General features: G+C 36.9%; 16 protein-coding genes. 13 read left to right on the plus strand and 3 right to left on the minus strand.

Going from position 1 to position 24182, the window contains the following annotated elements; all coding sequences use genetic code 11:
• The first annotated feature begins 162 nt into the window (after positions 1 to 162).
• The 9 genes from BMX02_RS09455 to BMX02_RS09505 all read left to right on the plus strand — a co-directional run bounded on the left by BMX02_RS09455 (position 163) and on the right by BMX02_RS09505 (position 19402).
• Positions 163 to 1446 carry a tyrosine-type recombinase/integrase gene (locus BMX02_RS09455; protein WP_091690443.1) on the plus strand — a complete coding sequence of 428 codons (1284 nt, stop codon included), beginning with the start codon at positions 163 to 165 and terminating at the stop codon, positions 1444 to 1446.
• A 2939-nt stretch (positions 1447 to 4385) separates the two neighbouring features.
• Positions 4386 to 5282 (plus strand): HamA C-terminal domain-containing protein, encoded by an 897-nt coding sequence (locus BMX02_RS09470; protein WP_091690446.1) that lies wholly within the window; start codon positions 4386 to 4388, stop codon positions 5280 to 5282.
• 1 nt (position 5283) lies between these two features.
• Complete coding sequence (locus BMX02_RS09475) at positions 5284 to 7854, plus strand: DEAD/DEAH box helicase (protein ID WP_091690447.1); 2571 nt, start codon at positions 5284 to 5286, stop codon at positions 7852 to 7854.
• Positions 7855 to 8226: 372 nt separating this feature from the next.
• The gene (locus BMX02_RS09480) at positions 8227 to 9066 is read left to right on the plus strand and encodes a GIY-YIG nuclease family protein (RefSeq protein WP_091690448.1); all 840 of its coding nucleotides are present in this window, start codon (positions 8227 to 8229) and stop codon (positions 9064 to 9066) included.
• A 335-nt stretch (positions 9067 to 9401) separates the two neighbouring features.
• Positions 9402 to 12467, plus strand: a complete 3066-nt coding sequence (locus tag BMX02_RS09485) for a DUF499 domain-containing protein (protein ID WP_091690449.1) — start codon at positions 9402 to 9404, stop codon at positions 12465 to 12467.
• Positions 12464 to 13099: a DUF3780 domain-containing protein gene (locus BMX02_RS09490; protein WP_091690450.1), complete on the plus strand. Its 636-nt coding sequence runs from the start codon at positions 12464 to 12466 to the stop codon at positions 13097 to 13099. Before BMX02_RS09485 ends, BMX02_RS09490 begins: the two co-directional genes overlap by 4 nt.
• 27 nt (positions 13100 to 13126) lie before the next feature.
• Positions 13127 to 16027, plus strand: a complete 2901-nt coding sequence (locus tag BMX02_RS09495) for an anti-phage-associated DUF1156 domain-containing protein (RefSeq protein WP_091690451.1) — start codon at positions 13127 to 13129, stop codon at positions 16025 to 16027.
• Positions 16020 to 16697 (plus strand): hypothetical protein, encoded by a 678-nt coding sequence (locus BMX02_RS09500; RefSeq protein ID WP_091690452.1) that lies wholly within the window; start codon positions 16020 to 16022, stop codon positions 16695 to 16697. The genes BMX02_RS09495 and BMX02_RS09500 overlap by 8 nt, the downstream gene beginning before the upstream one ends.
• Positions 16694 to 19402 carry a phospholipase D-like domain-containing anti-phage protein gene (locus tag BMX02_RS09505; RefSeq protein WP_091690453.1) on the plus strand — a complete coding sequence of 903 codons (2709 nt, stop codon included), beginning with the start codon at positions 16694 to 16696 and terminating at the stop codon, positions 19400 to 19402. The genes BMX02_RS09500 and BMX02_RS09505 overlap by 4 nt, the downstream gene beginning before the upstream one ends.
• A gap of 367 nt (positions 19403 to 19769) precedes the next feature.
• On the opposite strand, the gene BMX02_RS09510 is transcribed toward BMX02_RS09505, so the two are convergent.
• From BMX02_RS09510 to BMX02_RS09520, 3 genes are all read right to left on the minus strand, one after another.
• A complete protein-coding gene (locus BMX02_RS09510) occupies positions 19770 to 20048 on the minus strand; it encodes a hypothetical protein (protein WP_091690454.1) in 279 nt (92 codons plus the stop codon).
• Between the two features lie 69 nt (positions 20049 to 20117).
• A complete protein-coding gene (locus BMX02_RS09515) occupies positions 20118 to 20387 on the minus strand; it encodes a DUF7662 domain-containing protein (protein WP_091690455.1) in 270 nt (89 codons plus the stop codon).
• 204 nt (positions 20388 to 20591) lie between these two features.
• The gene (locus tag BMX02_RS09520; RefSeq protein WP_091690456.1) at positions 20592 to 21263 is read right to left on the minus strand and encodes a hypothetical protein; all 672 of its coding nucleotides are present in this window, start codon (positions 21261 to 21263) and stop codon (positions 20592 to 20594) included.
• Positions 21264 to 21585: 322 nt separating this feature from the next.
• Here BMX02_RS09520 and BMX02_RS09525 point away from each other — a divergent pair, with 322 nt between their 5' ends.
• From BMX02_RS09525 to BMX02_RS09535, 4 genes are all read left to right on the plus strand, one after another.
• Positions 21586 to 21849: a hypothetical protein gene (locus BMX02_RS09525; RefSeq protein WP_091690457.1), complete on the plus strand. Its 264-nt coding sequence runs from the start codon at positions 21586 to 21588 to the stop codon at positions 21847 to 21849.
• Positions 21850 to 21917: 68 nt separating this feature from the next.
• The gene (locus BMX02_RS11945) at positions 21918 to 22061 is read left to right on the plus strand and encodes a hypothetical protein (RefSeq protein WP_177165262.1); all 144 of its coding nucleotides are present in this window, start codon (positions 21918 to 21920) and stop codon (positions 22059 to 22061) included.
• Positions 22051 to 22941, plus strand: a complete 891-nt coding sequence (locus tag BMX02_RS09530) for a hypothetical protein (protein WP_135644101.1) — start codon at positions 22051 to 22053, stop codon at positions 22939 to 22941. Before BMX02_RS11945 ends, BMX02_RS09530 begins: the two co-directional genes overlap by 11 nt.
• Positions 22941 to 24131: a BREX system ATP-binding domain-containing protein gene (locus tag BMX02_RS09535; protein WP_091690459.1), complete on the plus strand. Its 1191-nt coding sequence runs from the start codon at positions 22941 to 22943 to the stop codon at positions 24129 to 24131. The genes BMX02_RS09530 and BMX02_RS09535 overlap by 1 nt, the downstream gene beginning before the upstream one ends.
• Positions 24132 to 24182 lie beyond the last annotated feature (51 nt).

The raw sequence follows: 24182 nt of genomic DNA on the forward strand, positions 1-24182 counted from the left end.
CCTTCCTTTTTTTTCAAAAACGCATGCAGAAGACTACGAATTTGTTCGTAGTTAAAGTAATGAATATATAAGATTCGTTCGTTGTATCACTTGATGACAATCATCAGGTGATATTATATGATATTAGTTATAACATACACCTAACTATTCAGAGGTTTTCATATGCTTGTTAAAGAACTGGAAGATGATGTCCTAATTTGTGATTGGGTTGATGCACTGGAAAAAAAGAACACGATTGCCAACTACCTGAGGGGGATGTACCAATACACCGAATATACCGAAAAGACACCGTTGCAGCTCATAGAAGAAGCTGAGCAGGAAATCAAACAAGGTAAATTAATGCGTGAAAGGGTAGTTAAAAGGCAACTAATAGGATTCAAGAAAACCCTTAAAGATAAAGGATTAGCACCATTGACAATTAAGGGGTATCTTACAGGGGTAAAATCCTTCTATCGTTTCTATGATATTGATTTACCTCATCTTCCCAGGAATGCCAGCAAACCAAGACCATTAAAGAAGCACATGGATATACCTACAAAGGATGAAATAAGGGAAGTACTGAAAGTATGCGAGTTAAGAGAAAGGGCTATCATTTTAGTAGGTGCTGCTTCTGGTCTGAGTGCCAACGAAATCATAAACCTAAAACTCGAAGCATTCCTTAAAGGCTATGATCCAGAAACAGAAATCACAACCCTTGATTTAAGAAGGGAGAAAGTCGGATTTGATTTTATCACATTCCTTACTCCAGAAGCAAGCAAAGCAGTTTTGGATTATATCAATTTCCGTAACAGACCAGTTGAATCCAAATATGAGTATAGAATCAATCAGTTTAAAAAACAACAAACTATTGATGATAACGGATACTTGTTTATCAAGAAGGCCATCCCTGACGATTTTTTAAACACGCATGATGAAGATTTAAGAAAATTGGATAGCACCACTTTTGCGCACCTATACCGCAGGGTATCAGACCGAGCAGGGAAAGCGTCAAAAGCTGGCGATTGGAATAAAATACGGTCACATAATATCAGGAAGATGTTTAATTCTCACCTTTTAAATGCTGGTTGCGATTCGTTCAAAGTTGAATTTTGGATGGGGCATACCTTAAATGAGACACAAGCAGCTTACTTCCGCAGTGATGCAGTACAGATGAGAGATCTCTATCAAAAGTATATCCCCTACCTAACAATTCAGAAGGAAATGGATATCTCCGAAAGTACCGAGTACAAGCAGATACTAAAAGAAAACGATGTGCTGAGAGCCGAAACCGCACGACATATTGTTGAAAGATCGGAAGTCAAAGAGTTACAAGAAGAGATCAACAGAATGAAGGAAGCACAAGAATTGGATATTTCGATAAGGAAAACAATTTCCGATATGCTGGAGAATCCTGAAATAATGGCTTCGTTGCAAGCAAAAATAACAGAGCTAAAAAATAAATCATAATCTCCTTTTAAGGCCTAAGTCAACCTACTGCTTTTTTATTTTACTTTTCATTTGTTGAGTTAGCACTCTTTTCGATGTTTTATTTTGAGGAAAAACATACCACGTCGGTAAAGCTTGACAAACAAAAATACAGTCGGCAATAGTATCGACCACAAAAAATCCTGTTTCTATGGGATCTTTTAGAAACAGAGTAAGTGTCAATTTTATCCAAATCATTAAATAATTTTTGCACCCGAACCCTTAAAAACCCCAGGCCCAATCCGCCTGCGCGGACAAATCTACGATTTGACACGCGGTAAATAATAAGAAAAATAAATTTAAAAGGATAATCACAGGCTGAAGAGGCTCTCCAACGGTCTCTTCAGCGGTGTTAAGATTGAATGCCTACAATTCATCCAAACCATATCATTTTGATGATTGGATACTTAATTGTATATAGTTCTTTCTTAAAGGTACCACGTTTCTGTGTATTTCCAGAGGTATATATGAACACGAAAGAATTTGAAAAATATTGTTCCAACCTTGTGACAGAGCATCCTGAGCACATAGAGATGTTGATGCGTAGCTCTGATCGCATGCAACAGGCATATGCACTACTTATCTAGGACTATGCTGGAACTGAGAAGCATGCAAAGACAATCCATCCTTTTAGTGGAGGATCATCATGAACATCAAAAGTCACCTCGGTTAATGGAAGCAGAATAAGTGATGGAAGCATCTGTCACATTGTCATAAACCAAAAAGTAGTGGTGAGCATTCATTTAACCTCACCACAACTTTATGATTTCATAAGAATGAATCTTATTCTTGCTGACCTTAATGTACAAGAAATGACACATCAAAAAATGGCTAAAATCATAGAATCAGGAAAATATATCCTTGAAATTTTTCCTGTATTATTTTTGCAAATACTTCGATTTGCTATTTTAAGAGGTTTTTACATATAAATGGTAAAGTAGGCGGTCGAATCATGAAATCTTCACAGAGAGGCTCTACGGCGATCCTCATGGGTAATATCGAAGAAGGACAGCTTTCCAAAAAGGGGAATTTGTTACTATTCTCGTAAGAGAAAGGAACAACATGGATCGTGAAAGGTGGAGCTCCCTTATTGGAATCTATTGTTTTGTCCCGACCACATTGCCTTGAACTTCGATAAGATAGAATCTATTGAATTCCTCTAACCAAACCACATTTACCTCAGAAAGATCCCAAACTTCGAGTCACATCTCAGATCAGTCTTAATCATATCAAAATTGGGTAGTTTTTTTACTACTAACTGTCGTTCAATGATTGTTGAACAGCGTTCAACTGGACGGGACGGAAAGGTACAGACAAGGGACGCGAAAGGTGGAGCTTCCTTACTGGAACCTATTGCTTTCTCCCAACCGCATTGGCCCTAACTTCGATAGATCGAATCTGTTAGATACCTTCCCCCAACCATTTTCCTCCAAATTCCTCCCAAATCCTCCGAACTTTGTGTACCTTGAATTGGTTTAATTGCTTAACCCAACCATTTTCCTCCAAATTCCCCCAAATCCTCCGAACTTTGTGTAACTTGAATTGGTTTAATTGCTTAACCCAACCAGTTTCCTCCAAAAAGATGTCAAATTCAAAGCCACAGCTCGGATTGGTCTTAATCATGTTAAAATGAGATAGTTTTTCTGATGCTAAATGTTGTTCATTACTGTTGAACAGCGTTCAACTGGACGGGATGGAGAGGTACAGCATGGAGCGTGAAAGGTTGAGCTCCCTTACTGAAATCTATTGCTTTTCCCCAACCACATTACCCAAAACGTCGATAAAACCAAACCAATTGAATTCTTCTCACCAAACCACATTTCCTCCAGAAATCTCCAAAAAATGAACAAAAATCAATGAAGGAAAAAAAGGTGAATTCCTCTTTCCCAACCACACTTCCTCTAGAAAGATCCAAAACTTCGAGGTCACAGCTCAGATCAGCCTTAATCATATCAAAATAGGATAGTTTTTTTACTACTAACTGTCGTTCAATGACTGTTGAACAGTGTTCAACTAGGACGGGACGGAAGAGGTACAGCATGGAGCGTGAAAGGTGGAGCTACCTTACTGGAATCTATTGCCTTATCCCAACCACATTGCCCAAAACGTCGATGAAATTTAACCAATTGAATTCCTTTTTCCCAACCACACTTCCTCTAGATATCTCCGAAAACGAACGAAAATCAATGAAAGAGAAAAATTGAATACCTCTTTCCCAACCATATTTCTACGACGCTCTCAAAAATCACTATAATTCGACAGATTTTCAATAAACAGATTGTTTCAGCAACAATATGGGATTAGTAATATTCTGACTCCTTACTGTCGTTCAATGACTGTTGAACAGTGTTCAACTCTGACGTTACGGAAGAGGGACAGCATAGAGCGTGAAAGGTGGAGCTCCCTCACTGGGATCTATTGCTTTTTCCCGACCGCATTGTCCCGAACTTCGATAAGATCGAATCGATTGAATGCCGATCCCCAACCATATCCTCACGAATCTCCCCAAAATAACTGTATTAGACAGATTCCCAATAAACAGATTATTTCACCAACTCTATGGAATCATTATTTTTCTGACTGCTTAGTGTCGTTCATTGACTGTTGAACAGTGTTCAACTGGACGGGACGGGAAGGTGCAGACAAGGGGCGTGAAAGGTGGAGTTCCCTTACTGGAATCTATTGCCTTGCCCCGACCATATAGTTCCCCAAATTTTGTAAAAACTCTATACTTAGACTAAATTGAAAATGTTGAATGGCTTAGGAGGAAGTTGGGGATTCAGTTTGTAGTGGAATGCTTGAGGTGAGGGATAGTGGAGCTAAAACAAAAAGAAAGTAAAAATTAGGGAACTACTGAATTTGGAAATTTCACAACGATATATAGAAATTATTATATACAACAATGAATTATTTATACACAGATGCTACCCAAAAAAGAAATTGGACAAGATTTCTTGAACCTTTTTTATCATGAGTTAGTTGATTTCGACTTGGAACATCAAAACAAATTGAATCTCTTTATTTTAAAAATAGCTAACAACAGATTTGCTTACGATGAACTAATAAATGAACTTTATGACAACATAATTACATTTTCTCTTTCGAGACATGAATTAGACAGTTTTAAAAATAGTCATGGTGGTAAAAAGTTTATTGCTGCTCGTGATAAATTTAGGGATTATACTAGTAATGAAGGAGAATTAGGTGAAGTTTTACTCTACTGCTTTCTTGAATCCCATCTTGAAGCTCCAAAAATATTAACCAAACTTGAAATAAAAACGGCTAATAACGATTACGTTAAAGGAGCGGATGGAGTTCATTTGTTAAAGTTAAACTCTAGTGATTTTCAGTTAATTTTTGGAGAATCAAAACTAGATTCTGACTTAAAAAATGGAATCTATGATGCATTTAAGTCAATAATGAAATTTTTAGATTATAAAAAGAATAAAGTTAGATTTGAAACAAATTTGATAAATAGTCAACTAATTAAAGAGTCAGTAGATGATTCAACATATGACTTTTTGAAAAAGATAATAATCCCCTCTGCAAATGAAGATGAGTACAACATAGACAAATCTTTTGGAATCTTTTTAGGTTTTGATATTAAAGTTGATGATGATAAAAAAAATCTTAGTAATGCAGAATTCCGCCGATACTTAAGAGAAACTACTAAAAATTCGGTTCTTAGTTCTGTTAAAACCATAAAAAAGCAAATAGAGAAAAAAGAACTATGGGGTTACACTTTTTATCTATATATAGTCCCATTTACTGAATTGAAAGAAATAAGAAAAGACATAATTGAAAAATTAACCACTTAACATGAATGCTACTCTAATAAATAAATTAACCGAAGATGTTCTTGGAGATCAATATTTTAAAGAATTATTCTTAAAAGCTTCAAATTTGATATCAGCTGAGCTATTCAATTTGCCAATAAAAGATGTAGAACTCACAGAAAAAGAGTATATTCATTTATTGAGGTTTGCTGATATTCTTTCAAATTCTTCTGATTCTAAAGCTCGCAACAAATCATATCAGATTATTAGCATATTGAATCATACCTACAAAGAGGATCCAACTTATCGAACTTATTCAAAGGCTGTTTTTGCTAAGCTAGGAAATTTTCCAGCAATTGAATATCTTGAAAAAAAAGATAAAAACCCTGCAAAATTACCTTTTGATAGAAATCTGGAGAAGACAGCTAAAGAGATCATACAATCTGTTCCAGACACAGAAGGATTAGTATTTACAGATGTACAATACGATTTATTCACAAAACTCAAGAATTCAAAATTGTTCAGTTTCTCCGGTCCCACTTCTATGGGAAAATCATTCATTATAAAATCATTTATTAGAGAAGTACTTAGAAATACGCCTAAGGAAAATTTGGTGATAATGGTACCCACGAGAGCATTAATAAATCAATTTACTCTCGATTTAAAAAGTGAGATTGGAAACTATATTGAAGAATATAGGTACAAGATTGTAACAAATTCTAATGTAAGTGATTTATTAGAAGATAATTCCAATTATATCTTTATTCTAACCCCTGAAAGACTATTAAGCTATTTGTCTAAAAAAGACAATCCCCCATTAGGTTTTATTTTTGTTGATGAAGCACATAAGATAGCATCACAGAAAGATTTGAGAAGTGTAACTGCCTATAAAGCCATTGAAAAAACATTGCAAACATACACGAATATCAATTTGTACTTTGCATCTCCAAATGTATCTAACCCAGAAATTTTTCTAAAAGCATTTAACAAAAATCCCAGCAAAAATTTCCACACAATAGAGTCACCAGTGTCTCAAAATTTGTTTTTCATAGATATGTTAGAATTTTCAGTCTCTCATTATATTGATGATTCTATCAAGACTTTTCATCCTAAATTACTTACTGATCTTCATGAGACAAATAATCTCATCAAACACTTGGGTAAAAATGATTACAACATTGTTTACTGTAATTCAAAAAATACAACTATAGAAAAATCATTCAAATTTGCAAATATTATAGGCAAAGAAGATTTTGTAATTTCTCAAGAGACAAAGAAAGCAATTAAACAGATTCAGGATTACATTCATGAAGATTTCTACTTAGCCTCTTTTTTGGAAGTAGGAATTGCATACCATTTTGGAAGCCTCCCTCAATTAGTCCGAAATATTGTAGAGAATCTTTATCGAGATGGTCATATAAAATACCTTTTTTGCACATCTACTTTATTAGAGGGTGTAAACCTTCCGACTAAAAATGTGTTCATACTTGTCAATAAGAATGGTAGGTCACAATTTACAGACATTGATTTTTGGAATCTTGCAGGTAGAGCTGGAAGGTTGAAAAAAGAATTATCTGGGAATATATATTGTATTAGAGATGATATTAAAAATTGGAAAAATACAGAAGTATTAGAACAAAAAAATGACATTAAACTTAAACCTACTATCGAGAAAAAAACTGATACTGAAAAAGAGTTAATAAAAATAGAAAAAATACTTCTAAATGAAGATATTAAAGGAACTCTAACAGAAATAGAAATATTAGAGTACATTGCAAATATTATTTGTATCGATACTCTAAAAATAGATAGTGGATATCAAAGCCCTGTTATTCAAAAATTAATTGAAAAAAATAAATCTGAAATAATTTCAATTGCTCATAAAAAAGCAGGGAAATTAAAAGTTCCGCTGGAAGTTTTGAATTCTAATCAATCAATTGATATCGAGATACAAAACAAAGTATACAACTTTATTCTTAATAGGAAAAATACTTCTTCAGTACTATTGCCTCAAAAAGTGGACTATTCTAATTGCTTGAAGGTATTATCAAAATTTTATGACTATTATGAATGGGATAAGAAGGAGAAAAATCTAAAAAACAAAAACTCTTTGAGTTATTTTGCTTTGCTTATGAACCAATGGATTAATGGGACTTCCCTTAATCAAATAATAAATGATTCAATAGACTATTATGTAGACAATAAAAAACACATATACATTGCGCATAAAGATGCTGGAGAATTTAATAAAAATAATAAAGAACACATTAATGCGCTTATAGGTAGTATTATTGAGGACATTGAGGGAACATTAAGATATTCATTTGAAAAATATTTCACTCATTATTATATGAGTCTAGTTGAAGTTTTCGGAGAAGAAAACGCTGGGGTAAATTGGTCACAATTTTTAGAGTATGGTACACAAAATCGTTTATCTATCGCCCTTCAAAATTTAGGAGTTTCTAGGCACACTGCAAATTATATACTGCAAAAACATAAAAATGTGCTCATTATTGAGGATAATAAATTAAAGGGGATCAATCATAATAAATTATTTACAGATATGAAGAAGACAAATATTGAATATGAAGAGATAAAATCTATTTTTGGTTAAATATAATTCTTAAAAGAACGTATTTATTAGTTACTTAGTTCTTTTATGGAACTCCAAAACCATACATCTCCCAAAATATCGCAGTTTCCTTATCCACTCTAAAAGACGTTCTTAAATCCAAACAACCTCTCTTTGAATTGTGGGTAATAGATATTTATTTTTGTGAATATTCTCCATTGCTTCCTTTATGTAATGGGGGCTTCAAATGACATTTGAGCATCTCAATTTATATGAAATATTCATTATGTGTGATCGTAATAGTAATCCATGGGATTAAAATTCAAATTACTATCATTATCAACTTATTTATACAAATAAATATAATATGTGGTAAAGTTTAGCTAGAATTTGATTCATTTTGAGGATAAATTCATGACAATAGGAAGAACAATTTCAATTTACCTGCCAGATGCCAACCCCCAGGGTATCAAGATATGTGATTTTTTTGATTCTATTGTCAAAGCTGTTTCCATCCCTAGAGCAAAATTAGATGATGCATCACAAAATCCAGAACTTACTCAACCAGGTGTTTACTTTCTAATAGGTGAAAAAGATGAAGTTGGTAAACCAAGTGTTTATGTTGGAGAATCTGAGGTACTGTTAACTCGGCTTAACAAACACAACAAAGAAAAAGATTTCTGGAATCAAGCTATATGTTTTGTCTCGGAGAAGAATAACCTAAACAAAGCTCATATCAAGTACCTTGAAAATCATGCCTGTAATGAAGCAAAAAAGGTCAACAAATGTACTCTTGAAAACAGTAATAATCCTACCCAATCTTCTTTAACAAACCAAGATCGAGACTTTGTTTTGCGAATTTTTGAGGATTTAAAAATTATTATAGCTACTCTTGGTTATCCTATTTTCGAGCAGACAAAGAGAAACAAGAAAAATATTTACTATTACAAAGGTAAAGATGCTGAGGGTGAGGGTGAATACACTGAAGAAGGGTTTATCGTTAATAAGGGCTCGAAATCAAACGTAGATGAGGCACCATCTATTCATTCAAGCATTAAATCACTTCGGGAAAATCTAGTAGAAAAAGGTATACTAAGAGAAGAAAATGGCCTTTATATTTTTCAGGAAGACTTTACTTTTTCATCACCATCAACGGCTGCTTGTGTTTTACTAGGCGGAAGTACCAATGGGTGGAGAGTTTGGAAGGATAAACACGGTAAGACTCTTGATAAAATCATAAGAAAAAGAAATTAAGAAGAGGAATAAACTCTCAACCGAGTTTATCTGCCAGTTTCCGCATCATTAAGGTATAAGGTTGATATTCTTTGTGTCTCTTATCCATCCTGAATTTTCATGATGAGATCAGTAATGATAGAAAAAGTTATAAATCATAAAATTTCACTTGCCAAAAAAGATACACTTGTAGGGGTAAGTGGAATTAAAGGAATTTCCATTTGTTCCAAAACAATGATTGGTAATAGTGGACTGACGAATTAGCACATAACCCATAATAATAAATCAAAGTAAACATATTAATTTTATAAGATCAATCTTTAAAAATTTACAATTCAAATTAATGGAGAGCTCAGATGCAATCAATTGAAGACTTATGTAAAGTGCGTGATTCTATATTTGATAGAAATCGAAGGGATGTGGTTCTTGATATCTCTGATGTGGCGGAGAACAAGATTGATCCATATGATTTCTTTGAAGAGAACTATCTCACTGAAGGAATGATATCACTTTTTAAGCAAGTTTTCAGGAGATTTGCAAATGAATCTGATGCTTCTGTTTTCAAGCTAACCCAGGCAATGGGTGGCGGTAAAACCCACTGCATGATAGGGCTTTCCCTTCTTGCAAAGTATCCGGAAATAAGAGAAAAAGTAATGGGTGAAGGTTTTGCAAAGAATGTCCTTGGTCCTATCAATATTGTTGTTTTCAACGGAAGGGAAAGCGATGCACCATATGGGATATGGGGATCTATTGCAGAACAATTAGGGAATAGGGAATTTTTTAAAGATTACTACTCACCATTACAAGCTCCAGGTAAAAGTGCATGGGTTAATCTGTTGAAAAATCAAAAGTTATTGATCCTCTTTGATGAACTACCACCTTACTTTGAAAATGCGAAATCCAAAACAGTCGGAAACACTGACCTTTCCGTAGTAACAAAGACTGCGCTTTCAAATCTACTGGTTGCACTTGGAACAGAAGAACTCTCGCAAGTGACTATTGTTCTTTCAGATCTAAAAGCTACTTATGAAGGTGGAAGCCAGCAGATAACCCAGTCACTTCATGATTTCGAAAATGAAGTTGGAAGGAGTTCTGTAAACATTGAGCCTGTGGGACTTAATACTGACGAGGTATATCAGATCCTCAAAAAGCGTATCTTCTCAGAACTTCCGGATGATGATACGATCCTGTCAATTGCACAGGCATATGGAGATGTTACTAAAGAAGCGGGGCAAATGGACCTGGCACACGTTTCACCTGAAATGATCGTGCAGCAAGTGAGAGATTCTTACCCTTTCCATCCTGCAATTAAGGACCTTTATGCACGTTTTAGGGAGAATCCCGGATTCCAACAGACAAGGGGTCTTATACGCTTCATGCGTGTTATGGTGTCACATCTTTATGAATCAGATGATGCGAAGAATGCGATGCTTATCCATCCCCACATGATTGACCTCAATCATCCTGAGATGAGTGCTGAGATAAATCTTATCAATTCTACTCTTGGTAACGCTATCAGCCACGATGTTGCATCAGAAGGAGATTCAGTTGCAGAGATGGAGGATATGAAACGTAGTGGTTCTGATGCACAGGATATCTGTAAATTGATCTTGATGGCTTCTCTTGCGAATGTTGAGCATTCCGTGGTTGGGCTGACAACATCTGAGATAATTACTGACATTGCAGCTCCTGGACGAGATCTTACTACACTTCCAGATATGGTCAGTACTCTTGAGAGTCAACTCTGCTGGTATCTGCATCGAGCAAACAACGGGAAAGTTTATTTTAAGAACACAGAAAACCTTGTAGCCCGTTTGAGGTCACTTGCGGAATCATATGGAAGAGAAGCAGCTCTAAAGGATGTCAAAGAATTCCTGCAGACTATTTTTGTACCTGAGAGGAAGGATTGTTATCAGGAACTTCAAGTACTCCCTGCTGTTGATGATATTACAATAACTCAGGATAAAGTTAAATTGGTTTTATATGAACCACATGGTGGATCTTTGCATCCGCATCTTATAGATTTCTATGATGCACTTGACTATAAGAATCGTGTTTGCTTTATATCCGGTCAGAAAGACACTATGAACAATTTGATCTCGGTTGGAAAGGAGTATAAGGCTATCAAATCCATTCTGGGAGAGATGGATAGCAGTGGTGTTAGGTCTGATGATACCCAAAGGATCATTGCCCAGGACCTTAAGGATAATATAATCCATCGATTGTTAAGCGCTGCCAGAGAAACATTTACTCGCCTGCATTATCCTCAGAGCGATGAACTTCGTGTTACTGACTTGACCATGAACTTTGAAGGGAACAAGTGTCGTGGTGAGGAATTGATACGAAACACGCTGACTGAGAAACAGAAGTTCACTCTGGATGTGGATGGAGAGACATTCAGGAAGAAATGCGAACAGCGACTTTTTACACAGCGGACTATGCAATGGTCTGAGATCAAGAAACGTGCGGCTATCCTTACCAAATGGCAGTGGCATCACCCCAGTGCCCTTGATAATTTAAAAGATGAGATGTTGCGGAAAGAACAGTGGAGAATGGATGGTGGGTATGCTGACAAAGGTCCTTTCGCGGCACCTTCAACATCAATTAAGGTAATGGAATGGAACAGGGATGAAGAATCCGGAGAAGTTACATTAAAAGTAGTGCCAGTCAATGGGGATACTGTCTATTATGATGTAGGAGGAGAGGCAACCACTGCTTCCGCCAAAGTTGATGATTTCCAGAATTTTGTCATAAGGGATATGCACGCTTCTTTCCTTTGCGTCGACTCTAATGATACACATGAACCAGGACCAACCTTAAAATGGAGCAATTCAGTCACTTTGAAGAAAAGGGTGTTTGGTGATGGAGATAAGAAGACTGTCGAATTGAAGGCAGCTCCTGTAGATGCTAATATAAGGTACACAACAGATGGTTCAAATCCCAAGAATGCTGGTGGGATATATACCAATCCTTTCGAGATCGATAGATCTGTAAGAGTGGTACTTGCTATTGCTGAAAAAAAGGGTGTTGAGTCTGAGCAGATCAGAATAGATATTGACTGGAAGGCGGATAAACCGGGGCTGAGACTTGATAAACCTGCGACTTGGAAACATAATCATAATATAAAAACTACAAAAGAAAGCTTTGATTTCACTGGCCTTCTTAAGAAGTACAAAGCTCGTGTTCCTGAGGTTAGGTTATCGGTCATGGGAGATAAAAGCTGGATAGAGCTTAATACTGACTCAGCCATTGAGCTTTCAGGTGAGCAGATCGAAAAACTTATTGAATCCTTAAGAGAGGTATATTCTGACGGTCAGGTAGGTATCGATGCACGAAGCATTAAGTTTACAACCGGTCAGGACATGAAAGAGTTTGCAGATTCTGAGAAAAAGAACATCAATATGGATGAGGTAAATCAGTGAGTCGTGAAAGTTCTGTTGTAGAAGGTTTTGGATTCAAACCAGCAGAGTCAGAGCATTATTTCCTTGTGTCTATTCCTTCACCTACCGGAGATGTGCAGATATCCGAGCATATGTCGTGGGATAGTGAGATGTGGAAGGGTAAGATACGTGCAGTGAAGGATGAAAGTGATGAACGCCTGCGCGTATCCCTCTCGAGGGTCAAATGGGATGGAATCGCAGATGCCATATCTTCTGAATTCAATCGCCGCCTGAAGGAAATGGGTTATAAGAAAGGTAAATTGAAGAAAAGGGGGCTCACACCGGTATCTCGTCTTTTCGGAAAAGAACTTGTCCTTCTTGGCTGGGCTATTGAAGATGCAGATCCAGGACGTGTACCCGTTGCAGTAGCTAACTGGCTAGGCCTTCTCCCTGAAGAGCGCTGGTGGCTGTATACAATGGCAAACGCTGCAACTGGCCAGGCACTTCGTGGAAGGAACACTGGCTGGAGAGCAGCGATCAGATTTGCCCTCTGTGACAATCCCATAACTGCTGCCAAAGCAGAACAGCGTGTAGGTCTTATCGCAAGCCTAGATGGTGAAGACAAGAGCACAGATCAGGAAAAGAAAAGACAGGGCAATTTACTTGATTTCTAATATAACTTTTTGATATCTGGAGATAACATGTCAGTTGATAGCATTCCTTTTAAAAAGTCGTTCATTGAATCACAATTTCCTGTTTCCAAGGTTTCAAAAGAGAGTTACAAGGAGAGGAAAGCAGGAGGGGGGCAAACTCTAACGTCTCTTGGTAAATGGTGGGGACGGAAACCGCTGATTCTTATAAGAGCAGCGTTATTTGGTTTACTTCTGCCAGCAACGGATAATCCTGCAAGGGATCGTGAGATTTTCCTCAAACTTCTGACTATGGACGATGAAGGTATGTGGCAGAGAAAAAAATCGTCTATACCTGCCAATGAATTGCAAAAATATCTTTCATCCCGCGAAAAAGCAAAATATTTCGACAATGGGAAACTACGCAGTGGATTTTCACGTGAGGAAAAGGAAGAACTACAACGTTTTGTTTTCATGCGCATGGGATACGATGTGCGACTCAAGTACTGTTTCCGTCCGGAAGAGATTGATGGTCCTTCGCCAAAATCTTGGAAGAAAATAAATGAACATCTAGGAACAAATTCCTCTACGATCCCCGAACTTATTGAGGAGCTTGGAATAAGACAGTTTGGAGCACCCCCATCTGTAGGAGATTGTTTTTGTGGGGGGGGCAGTGTCCCATTTGAGGCTGCTAGGATTGGTTGTAATGTTTTTGGATCAGATTTAAATCCAATTTCAGTACTTCTTACATGGTCCTCATTAAACATAATAGGTGGCGGAGATGAAATTACTTCAAAAGTAATAAAATCTCAGAAAGAAATATATGATGCAGTAGATTCTCAGCTAAAAGAATGGGGTATTGAGTATAATGAAAAAGGATGGCGTGCAGATGCTTATTTGTACTGTAATGAAGTTGTCTGTCCAGAATGCGGATGGAAAATTCCACTTCTTTCTTCGCGTTTAATTGGTGGAAAAACACATACAATTATTGAGCTTGAACCCAATACTCAACATAAAAACTTTCACATTAAAGTAAGGGAAGGAGTTACACTAAAAGAAGTTACTGAGGCAAAATCATCAGGAACAGTAAAAAATAGTAAAGTTGTTTGTCCTAATATAGACTGTATTGGACACCAATCTCCTATTAAGATGAGTAGGATTCGACGTGATCATGAAGGTGGTTTGCGCTTATGGAACAAAGAAGACATAATCCCACTCCCCGATGATATATTTCAGGAGCGCCTTTATTGTATTCGATGGATAGAGGAATATGAGACGCATGGGATTATACATGCAAAAAAGCATTATATGATACCAGATGAATACGACTTGGAAAGAGAAAAACAAGTAGTTGCGTTATTAAAAGAAAGATTAGTAAAATGGCAGCAAAAAGGATATTTGCCAAGTAGGATTATTCAAGAGGGAGATAAAACTAATGAACCTATTAGAACGAGGGGTTGGACCTATTGGCATCACTTGTTTAATCCAAGACAACTTTTAATTTTAGGCTGCTTTAACCAATTAATACAAACTAAATTCGTAAGTGAGCCAAAGGAAGTAGTTGTATACAATTTATTGGAAATCGGAAAACTGGCTGATATAAAAGGAATTGGTTGTCGTTCTTTAGTTTGGAATCCACATAAATCAAAAGAAGGGCATGGTACTGTTTTTTCAAATCAATCCTTTAAGACTATGTACGACTATTGTACACGTACATTAGATGTTGTAGGACCTTCAAAAAAGAAAAATATACACATTTTTGGAGACCAAACAATAATTCCAAATGAGGCAAATTCTGTTAATATAAACTGTGATTTTTGGATTACAGATCCACCTTATGCAGATGCAATAATATATCATGAATTATCAGAATTTTTCCTTGCCTGGTATGAAAAACCACTGAAAGAATTATTCCCAGAATGGTATACTGATTCAAAGCGAGCACTGGCTATTAAAGGTTCCGACGAAGAATTCAGAAAGAGCATGGTTGATGTTTATAGAAACCTTACCAATCACATGCCCGAAATGGGTGCACAGATCGTGATGTTCACCCATCAGGACGCAAATGTATGGGCTGATCTCGCAATGATTCTATGGGCAGCAGGTTTGCAGGTCACAGCTGCATGGTGTATTTCCACAGAAACTGACACTGCATTAAAAGCTGGTAACTACGTCCAAGGAACTGTTCTACTTGTCCTCCGCAAGCAGACCTCAGATGACGTTGCTTTCCTTGATGAAATTTTTCCCGAAGTTGAAGAGGAAGTTAAAAAGCAACTTAATTCCATGTTAGAGATCGATGACAAGGAAGACCCAAACTTTGGTGATACTGACTACCAGCTTGCAGCTTATGCAGCGGCTCTACGCGTACTTACTCGTTATAAACAGATAGAGGACATTGACATTGAACGCGAATTAAGCCGTTCCAGGGGGAAGAATGAGAAGAATCCACTGGAAGGGGTCATTGAGAATGCAGTGAAGATTGCCTGTGATTATCTTGTGCCTGCAGGTATCGACTCATGGGTGTGGAAGCAACTCATGCCTGAGGAAAGGTTCTACCTTAAGGGGCTTGAGCTTGAAAGCCATGGGGAATACAGAACTGGCGCATATCAGGAACTTGCACGCGGTTTTGGTATCCGTGAGTATAAGAACCTGCAGCAGAGCAAGAAAGCGAACATGACAAGGCTCAAGACAGCTTCGGAGTTCAAGGATCGTGATGTTGGGGGGGAGGGTTTCTCAGCATCCCTTGTAAGGAACATACTATTTGCCATCCGCCAGACGAAGCAGGAAGATGATACTGCTGCAGGCAAAGCATGGATTCGTGAGTATCCGGGCTACTGGGAGAAGAGGAAGGAAATCGTGGAATTGCTCAGGTACTTCGCTTCGCTTGGAATGAACTATTCCATGGAGCAGTGGCAGGAAGACTCAAAGGCTGCAAAGCTGCTGTCAGTTGTTGTGGAGCAGGATCATGTCTGATTTTGAACTTCCAAAAAGACCTGACCGTTCTTTGAAGTTATATGAACCAGACGGTAAATGGGAAGATAAGTGGAGACAAGCTGGTTATGTGTATAATGGTGGCAAAGGTGGAACAGTAAATCTTTGGAATGCATACTCAATTGGTTATTTGGAAGCATCTAAAAAGCTAATTGAAGTTGCTAAAAGAGACGATTTCACATATGACACCTTTGGATATCCAATATTTTATCTTTTTTATCATTACCTAGAACTAAGAATGAAAGACATCATAATCAATGGTAGGGCATTAATTAATGAAAATACAGGTTATCCAAATATTCATGACTTAAATCAATTGTGGAATGAATGCAAAAGCATTTTGAAGAAAATGGAAGGTTGGGAAAAGTATTCTGAGTTACCAGATGATATAAAAAAAGACTACCAGACTATGGACCACTTTATAAAAGAAATAGCTAAAGATGGTAAAGCGCAGTCTTTCCGTTATCCTGTAGATAAAAAAGGTAACGAATTTCTGTCTGATAATTCGATTCGCGTTTTTAATATCTCTAGCTTTTCATCTGTTGTTGATTGGCTCTCATTGATGCTTGAAGGAATTAGCACTGGAATTGATGAAAGTTTGTCAGCAAAGTATGAATATGAAGCAGAATATGCAGGAGAAGATTACTATTGATCAAACGCTTCTCATCCCGCCGGGAACCACTGGATGCAACATTCCTGAACAAGCGCCTTGAAGGTGCTAAGAAGTACGACAGGATTGCAGGCTATTTCAGCTCTTCCATACTTGAAGTTGCAGGTGAGGCACTGGATTCGGTTGAAGGGCCTGTCCGTGTCGTATGCAATTCACAACTTGAACCTGAGGATGTAAAGACTGCTCGTGCAGCTCTTGCAGCTATACGAAAAGAGTGGTGTGCAGAAGAACCAGAAAAGGTTGCTGAAGAAGCGCGTGGCAGATTTGCAAAACTTTATCAGTATCTGAAGTCAGGAAAACTTCAGGTGCGGGTACTTCCTGACAAAACATTCGGACTCATCCATGGCAAAGCCGGAGTCATAACAAAAGCAGACGGAACAAAAACTGCGTTTATGGGAAGTACGAACGAGACGTTATCTGCCTGGAAACGCAATTATGAACTTGTCTGGGAAGATGATTCGGATGATGCTGTAGACTGGGTTCAGGAAGAGTTCGATGCTTTATGGAACCATCCGGACTATAAAGTGCTTGCAGATTTCATCATTGAAGATATCGGAAGGATAGCAAGACGTGAAGTAATACCATCAATTGTCGAATGGCAAAAACAACCAGATCCTGCTTCAGCAATTGTGGAAAGTCCGGTATACAGGAAAGAGTTTGGTCTCTGGGAACATCAAAAGTATTTCATTGACCTTGCTTTCAAGGCACATCAAACAAACCACGGAGCACGTTTTGTTCTTGCAGATATGGTGGGACTTGGTAAGACACTACAACTAGCAATGACAGCAGAGTTGATCGCTCTTACCGGAGACAAGCCCATATTGATACTTACACCTGCAACTCTAAGATGGCAGTGGCAGGATGAGATGAAAGAGCATCTGGATCTTCCTTCTGCAGTATGGGATAATGGGAGGTGGGTGGATGAAGAAGGCGTTGAATACCCCAAATATGGTGAGGAAGGTATACTGAAATGCCCTCGTAGGATTGGCATACTCTCTTATGGCCTGATAATTCATGCTTATGGAAACGAAAGGTCGAACATACCTGATTTGCTAAAATCAAAGCGATACGACTGCATCATAGTTGATGAATCTCACAAGGCCAGAAGGAAGAATCTCGGTCATACACATGAGAATGAGAAAGCAGAACCGAACAACCTTCTTGCTTTTCTCCTGGAAATAGCAGGGAACACAAAAAGCATGCTTCTGGCAACTGCAACACCTGTACAGCTCTACCCCATCGAAGCATATGACCTTTTATCCATACTTGCAGGTGGGAGAAATGAATCTGTTCTGGGAAACAAATTCAGCAAATGGAGAGCTGAAGCATTTGAATCATTGGACATAATCCAGGGGAACAGAACAATTCAGGATACAGAAAACGAACTCTTCAAATGGATCGCAAACCCATTACCACCAGCTTCGGAAGATATGGATTATGCTATCCTCAGACGTTCTCTCTCAGTTGGAGATTCTGTAGCAGTAATTCAACCATCAATGTGGCTGGATCTCAGCCATCCAGACAGGTCCAGACTGGAAAGGATGAAACAAGACTTTTTCCAGAATCATAATCCTTACATCAGACACATAATAAGAAGAACAAGGGATTTCCTTGAAAACACTAAGAACCCTGAAACAGGGGAACCATACTTGCAGAAGATAGAAGTTAAACTTTTTGGAGAGGGTGACAAGGATGCAATTCCTCTCCCGACATATCTTCAGGATGCGTATAAGGCTGCAGAAGAGTTCTGTCAGTTGCTTGGTGAAAGGGCAAAAGGTACCGGATTCTTAAAAACCCTTCTTCTAAAGCGCGTTGGAAGTACATTATATTCAGGTAAAGTAACCGCAAACAAAATGCTTGGAGTTCGTAAGGATTCAGAATTTGATTCTGAAGAAGAGGAAGAAGATGTCCAGAGAAGCGAACTCTTTGAAAGCATGTCTGATGCGGAAAGAAGTCTATTAACCAGATTCTCTCAAATCATTGAAGAACATATGGATAATGATCCAAAATACGAAAAAATATTGGAAATTCTAAAGAATGACGGATGGCTTGACCGTGGATGCATTATCTTTTCACAGTACTATGATTCGATAAAGTGGCTTGCCGACAAACTAAAGGAAGAACTGACCGATGAGACTATAGGGATATATGCAGGAAGCAATCGCTCAGGAATTATAGAAAACGGAGCCTTCATGCGAGCATCCCGTGAAGAGATTAAGGAACTTGTGCGTAAAGGTACAATTAAATTGTTACTTGGAACAGATGCAGCAAGTGAGGGTCTGAACCTTCAAACACTTGGTTCACTCATTAACCTTGACTTGCCATGGAACCCTACAAGACTTGAACAGAGAAAGGGAAGGATTCAGCGTATTGGTCAGGTCTATGATGATGTGTGGATCTACAATATGCGTTATAAAGGTTCAGTAGAAGACAGAGTGCACGAACTTCTCTCAGATAGGCTTGAAAAGATCAACTCACTCTTTGGACAGATTCCTGATGTGCTTGAAGATGTCTGGGTCGATGTTGCATTGAATAAGATCGATGATGCAACGAAAACCATTGATGCTATACCTCCGAAGCATCCATTTGAAATGAGATATGATGTTATCGAACCTGTAAATTGGGAGTCCTGTACAAAAGTGCTTGATAATCATGAGAAGAAACAGCACCTTTTGAAGGGATGGTAACAATGAGGTTATTTAAGTACTCCTTTAGAATCCTTGATTACGATTTCACAGAATTTGCGAAAAAAGAGCGAAATAAAACTCAAAGAGCTATGATTGATGCTGTCAAAAACGTTAACATATGAATCAATCGTAAGACCTTTGGTATTACTATAGAAACAACATTCCGATTGGATAGAAGGCCAGCTCTCTGATTATTTATTTTAAGATTATCGCTGGTTTTATTTGTCAAATCGGTATGGGGTAATTCGATGGTATTATTTTTAGATTTAGATTCTTCATCAGCAAGAAAAGTTCAAAAAATAATATTCAATATTGATTTCTATTCAGGCGTTCTATTTTTTGATTTCTTGTGTCATAAAAGAAAAAGTCAATTCCATTTACAAGGTTTCCATATCTTTTGAACCTTTTCTGGAACACGTTTATCATTTCCAAATATCACGAATTTATGTTTAGCTTTAGTTTTCTCTAAAAGCCATACATGTTCTGCGATGGTAGAAAATTTTGCGGGAGGAAGAGCATTTCCACGAACCATTGTATAAAATTTAGCATCACCAACAACTTCATTATCAGAGGATAGCATGTCAAATATCTTGGGAACACCTGGATATTTCCCAGATGTCAATTGTTTTGAATAGTATTTTGACATAAATATGCGAGCTTTTTCTTCAAATTCTGAGGGAGAGATTGAAGGCGATTTCTGTGTGTGTGCATTCGTTTAATTTTGTTGAATTGCTGTTGATTTTTCTTTTTTGGTGAAAATAACAGTCTGTTTTATTAAGTCTACTCTTGCTTTCCAGCCCATAGCCAACCATCCATCGAGAGCATGTGTATGTGAATCGGCATTATTGGCCCACCAAGCTTGGTAAGTTCTTGCGGACTTAGGTAAAGGAAATCCTAAAATGCTTTCTACTTCATCAAAAGTGAGCTTCAAGATTGTTTTTTCACTATTTTTCAAATGAATACCAAGTTTTGAGTATTTACCCATTTAATCTCCCCCATTAGATTGAATATATTGAGAATAATAACTTCACGCCTTATCTTACTCTTCATTTTCATTCGATGACTCAAAATCAAACATTACTTTCATCGAAAAAGCGACTTACATCTTTTCCAATTTCAATCTGATATCTTTTTTTGGTCCATGCAGTTTATGCCACATTCACGATACATTTTGATTTCTCTCTTTAGTTTATATAGTCAATTTATTTTCAGGTTCATATAACGCCATGTCCAATATTTCCATGTTTGAGAAATTTATATTCATGTGTCTTTTTTCCAATTCTTGAGCAATAGTATCTGATTCATAAAATTTATCAAAATAATCTCTATGCTTTTTAACAAAAGAATTAGCTGCTTCTCTAAATTCTATACAAAGAGATTTATTCATCTCTACTTTTATACCCAAATTCTTTCTAACTTCAGAATCAAGAATAGGATTGTGTTTTGGATCATAAAAGTGGAGTACTTTTGTCCCAAAACTAAATGCATTTTTAGATTTTAGATTACCATTAGCATATTTTGTTGGATTACAAGCTTCAAAAATACTTATTGCATTATAGTAGTCATCAAAATGTTCAACTTCTTGTAAACGTTCACTGATGATCTTGATCCCTTTTTTTGATAAACGTGTTCTATAAATTTCGTTAATGAGATCTAAAAAATTGGTATTAATTACAAATTTTTGAAATTCATTAGATGTGAATCTTTTTTTCTCATTATTGTCGTACCCAATTTGATTGTAAAAAGACTGGTAAACAAAAGAAAAGTAATTTACACGAAGGTGCAATTGTATCATTTGTTCAAATTTTTTGTAATTAGATAACCGTTCTTCCATTTTTTCAATTATACGCTCTTGATCCACAATAACACCCCACTATTAAATCATTATTAACTTGTTTATTCAAATAAATAGTGCCTGTTACGAAGTCAATTTTATTGAAAATTGGCGCTAAAATAGGGAACTTCCAATGGTAATTTTGAGTTATCTGTCTTTTTCACTTCTCCGGAAGGACCACTTGTATTTACAACATAAAATTTCCAAATATTCTAGTTCACTATCTCACAGCAATTGCTTAAAGGATGAGGTTTTGATTAATAGAAGGGTTCATAGTTGTCAGATGAAAAAAAATACTGTTCAAAAAACTATAAATATAACTTCATCAGATTTTTAGAAGGGCAACTATATGGGTACTGTTAATAAAGAGCTGGAAGTAGCAAGAAACAGTTTATTCGATCTCACAATGGGATACCAATTTTTGAATATTCGTCCATCGAAAGCAAGGGCGATAAGAGTAATAGATAATATCCCAACAGAAATCGATGATCGTTTGGTTCTTCAAGAAATGAAAATGGAGTGCCGACCTAGGTCAAAGGATCAAAAACATGAGTCCCTACCTGAAGGTATCGGTGATACTGATAAGTTTCTTCAGCAATATCAAGAGATATAAATGGGATTTGGGTCTGAAAAAGCGAAAAGAAATGAATTGCTGATAAACGGAAGGAACAATTAAAAATCATGCTTGCTAAACGAGACGATCGGACAATAGAAGACGTCAGAGAAGTTATTTTCAAGGAATTTGATGTCAAGGAGCTTTCATCTGTGAAAGCTCGAACCTTGAAGTGGGTGCCATGCTGCTCAAGGAAAGTTATTGATAAATGAAGGAATAGCTATGAATTCGAATGCTAATCTCAATGAATTGGAAGAGTTTAATCTAATAAAAAAGGAAGCTTTAAGGTTATCTAAAAGTTTTGAAGATGTTAAAAAAATCAATCCAAAAGACGCAGAATTTATTGAAAACCTTGAAAAATACCATAAGAAAATCCCTAAAGGAGAAGATGTTAAGAGATCCGTTGAAGAAATAGGCAGACGGATGGAACAATTTATTGAAAAATCAAAACAACAGAGATCAATTTCATTTCCGAGAACATTCAATAAGTATCTACAATCCCTTAATGAAACCCCGAAAAGATACCAGATCATTGACACTACAATTGTGCGTGTTGGTTGTCTTCAAATTGAAACAAAACCAGAAATAGCAAAAATTCGCTTTTTGTTCAATAAAATAGTTTTAATTCCATGGAAACCTGTAGTTACGGTTGAAGATGTCAATAAATATGAAATAGAGGCGCTTGATAAGCTAAAATCTGCTGAAATTCCAGAAGATATTCTTGCAGATATATTCCTTAGAGCATACAAAAATATCCGCTATACTCGTGAAAAAACAAATAAAGCAAATCCGTCTCTCGTTCCTATTAATGACTTGTATTCCGAAACACTTGTTGAACTCTTCCGTCAGCAGATTATAGGTAGAAAAAAATTCAATACAAAGTTAAAGGAGATATATCTGCCAGACTGGGCATTTGTTTATAATCTTGATCGATACCGACATATGTATCATTCACTCCCTGATGAAAAAAGATTATCCTTTGAAATAGGAAGTCAGTCTGAGACCGAAAAGATTGGTGTAGTGCTAAACGGCCTTGACCCCAAATCAGTGTACAAAAAGATTTGTTATGTTAGTGGAAGAGGAGATATTTAATGGGGAACAGACCATTACCCGATCCAGATGCTGTTTATGATATACTGTTCTCTCTGTCTGAAACGGGAGATCCAAAACCTGGGGCAGCAAGCGTTATTGATGTTGGAAGTGAACAATTTATAGATTATATCGAAAATGAGATCTTAGATAATTTTGTCTCCAGCGGAGGATCTACTTGCCGTTTTTTTGAAGGATCTTATGGATCTGGAAAGACACACATTCTTCAGTTGATAGAAGATCGTGCACTGGAAAATGGGTTTGTAGTATGTCATATTGATCTTAAACATGATTTGAGTTTTGGGGAATGGGACCAAATTACTAAACACATTCTTGAAAATTGCTATATAAAATACGATAATAGGATTATTCGCCGCTTCCCTGAAATTCTGGAGGCACTTGAGCACAATGAGTTCCTCCATAGAGATGATTATAAAGAAATCCAGTTGCAACACGCCTGCTTTCAAAATGCTATCCAGTATGCTATTAGCCGATCTTTGCTTGATGATAATGCATGGTATACATTACGCCGCTATCTATTAGGTGAAAAAGTTAGAGTGTATGAACTGAAAGAAGCTGGATTAAAAAGAGTAAAAAAATCGTTATCAAAAAATAATGCTGAACAAGTTCTCAACACCGTGCTGAACTCATTCTATTATCTTGGGCTAAAAGGAACAATCCTTCTTTTTGATGAAACGGATAGATCCTGGACATCATCAAGAAAACCTATCCCTAAGAGAGTTACCGTTGCAGCGAATCTTATTCGCCGCTTCATTGATTCCTGTTCCTCTGGTGAAATTGCTGGAACAGTTGCCACATTCGCAGTTTTACCGAATTTTATAAGGGACTGTATTGATTGTTATCCTGCGCTTGGGCAGCGGTTGGAAGTTCAGTGGAATGATGCTACAAAAATGTCGTGGAGATCTCCGATTTTACCAGTGAATGCAGTTAATTCTTACTTTTTAAATGTGGAAAATCCGCTTAATCAGAGGGAGTTGTTTCTTGAACATGCCATAAATAAATTCAAAAGTCTGGTTGAATATTGTGGTGGTAATACGGATGATATTGAAAATGATTTTCAAACAATAGGGAGGCAGGAACTTCAAAACTGGGCCGGTGATGAATATAAAAGAGCGATTATCAGAGCGTTGACAACTTGTGCGGTCGATAGAATTGACGAGTACAGAGTTTGAATGTCGATTCAATTGTAGTCACCTCTTTAAAATAAATTATCATTAGAAATC

It is taken from the genome of Methanococcoides vulcani (assembly GCF_900111645.1).
GTDB classification, from domain to species: Archaea; Halobacteriota; Methanosarcinia; order Methanosarcinales; family Methanosarcinaceae; genus Methanococcoides; species Methanococcoides vulcani.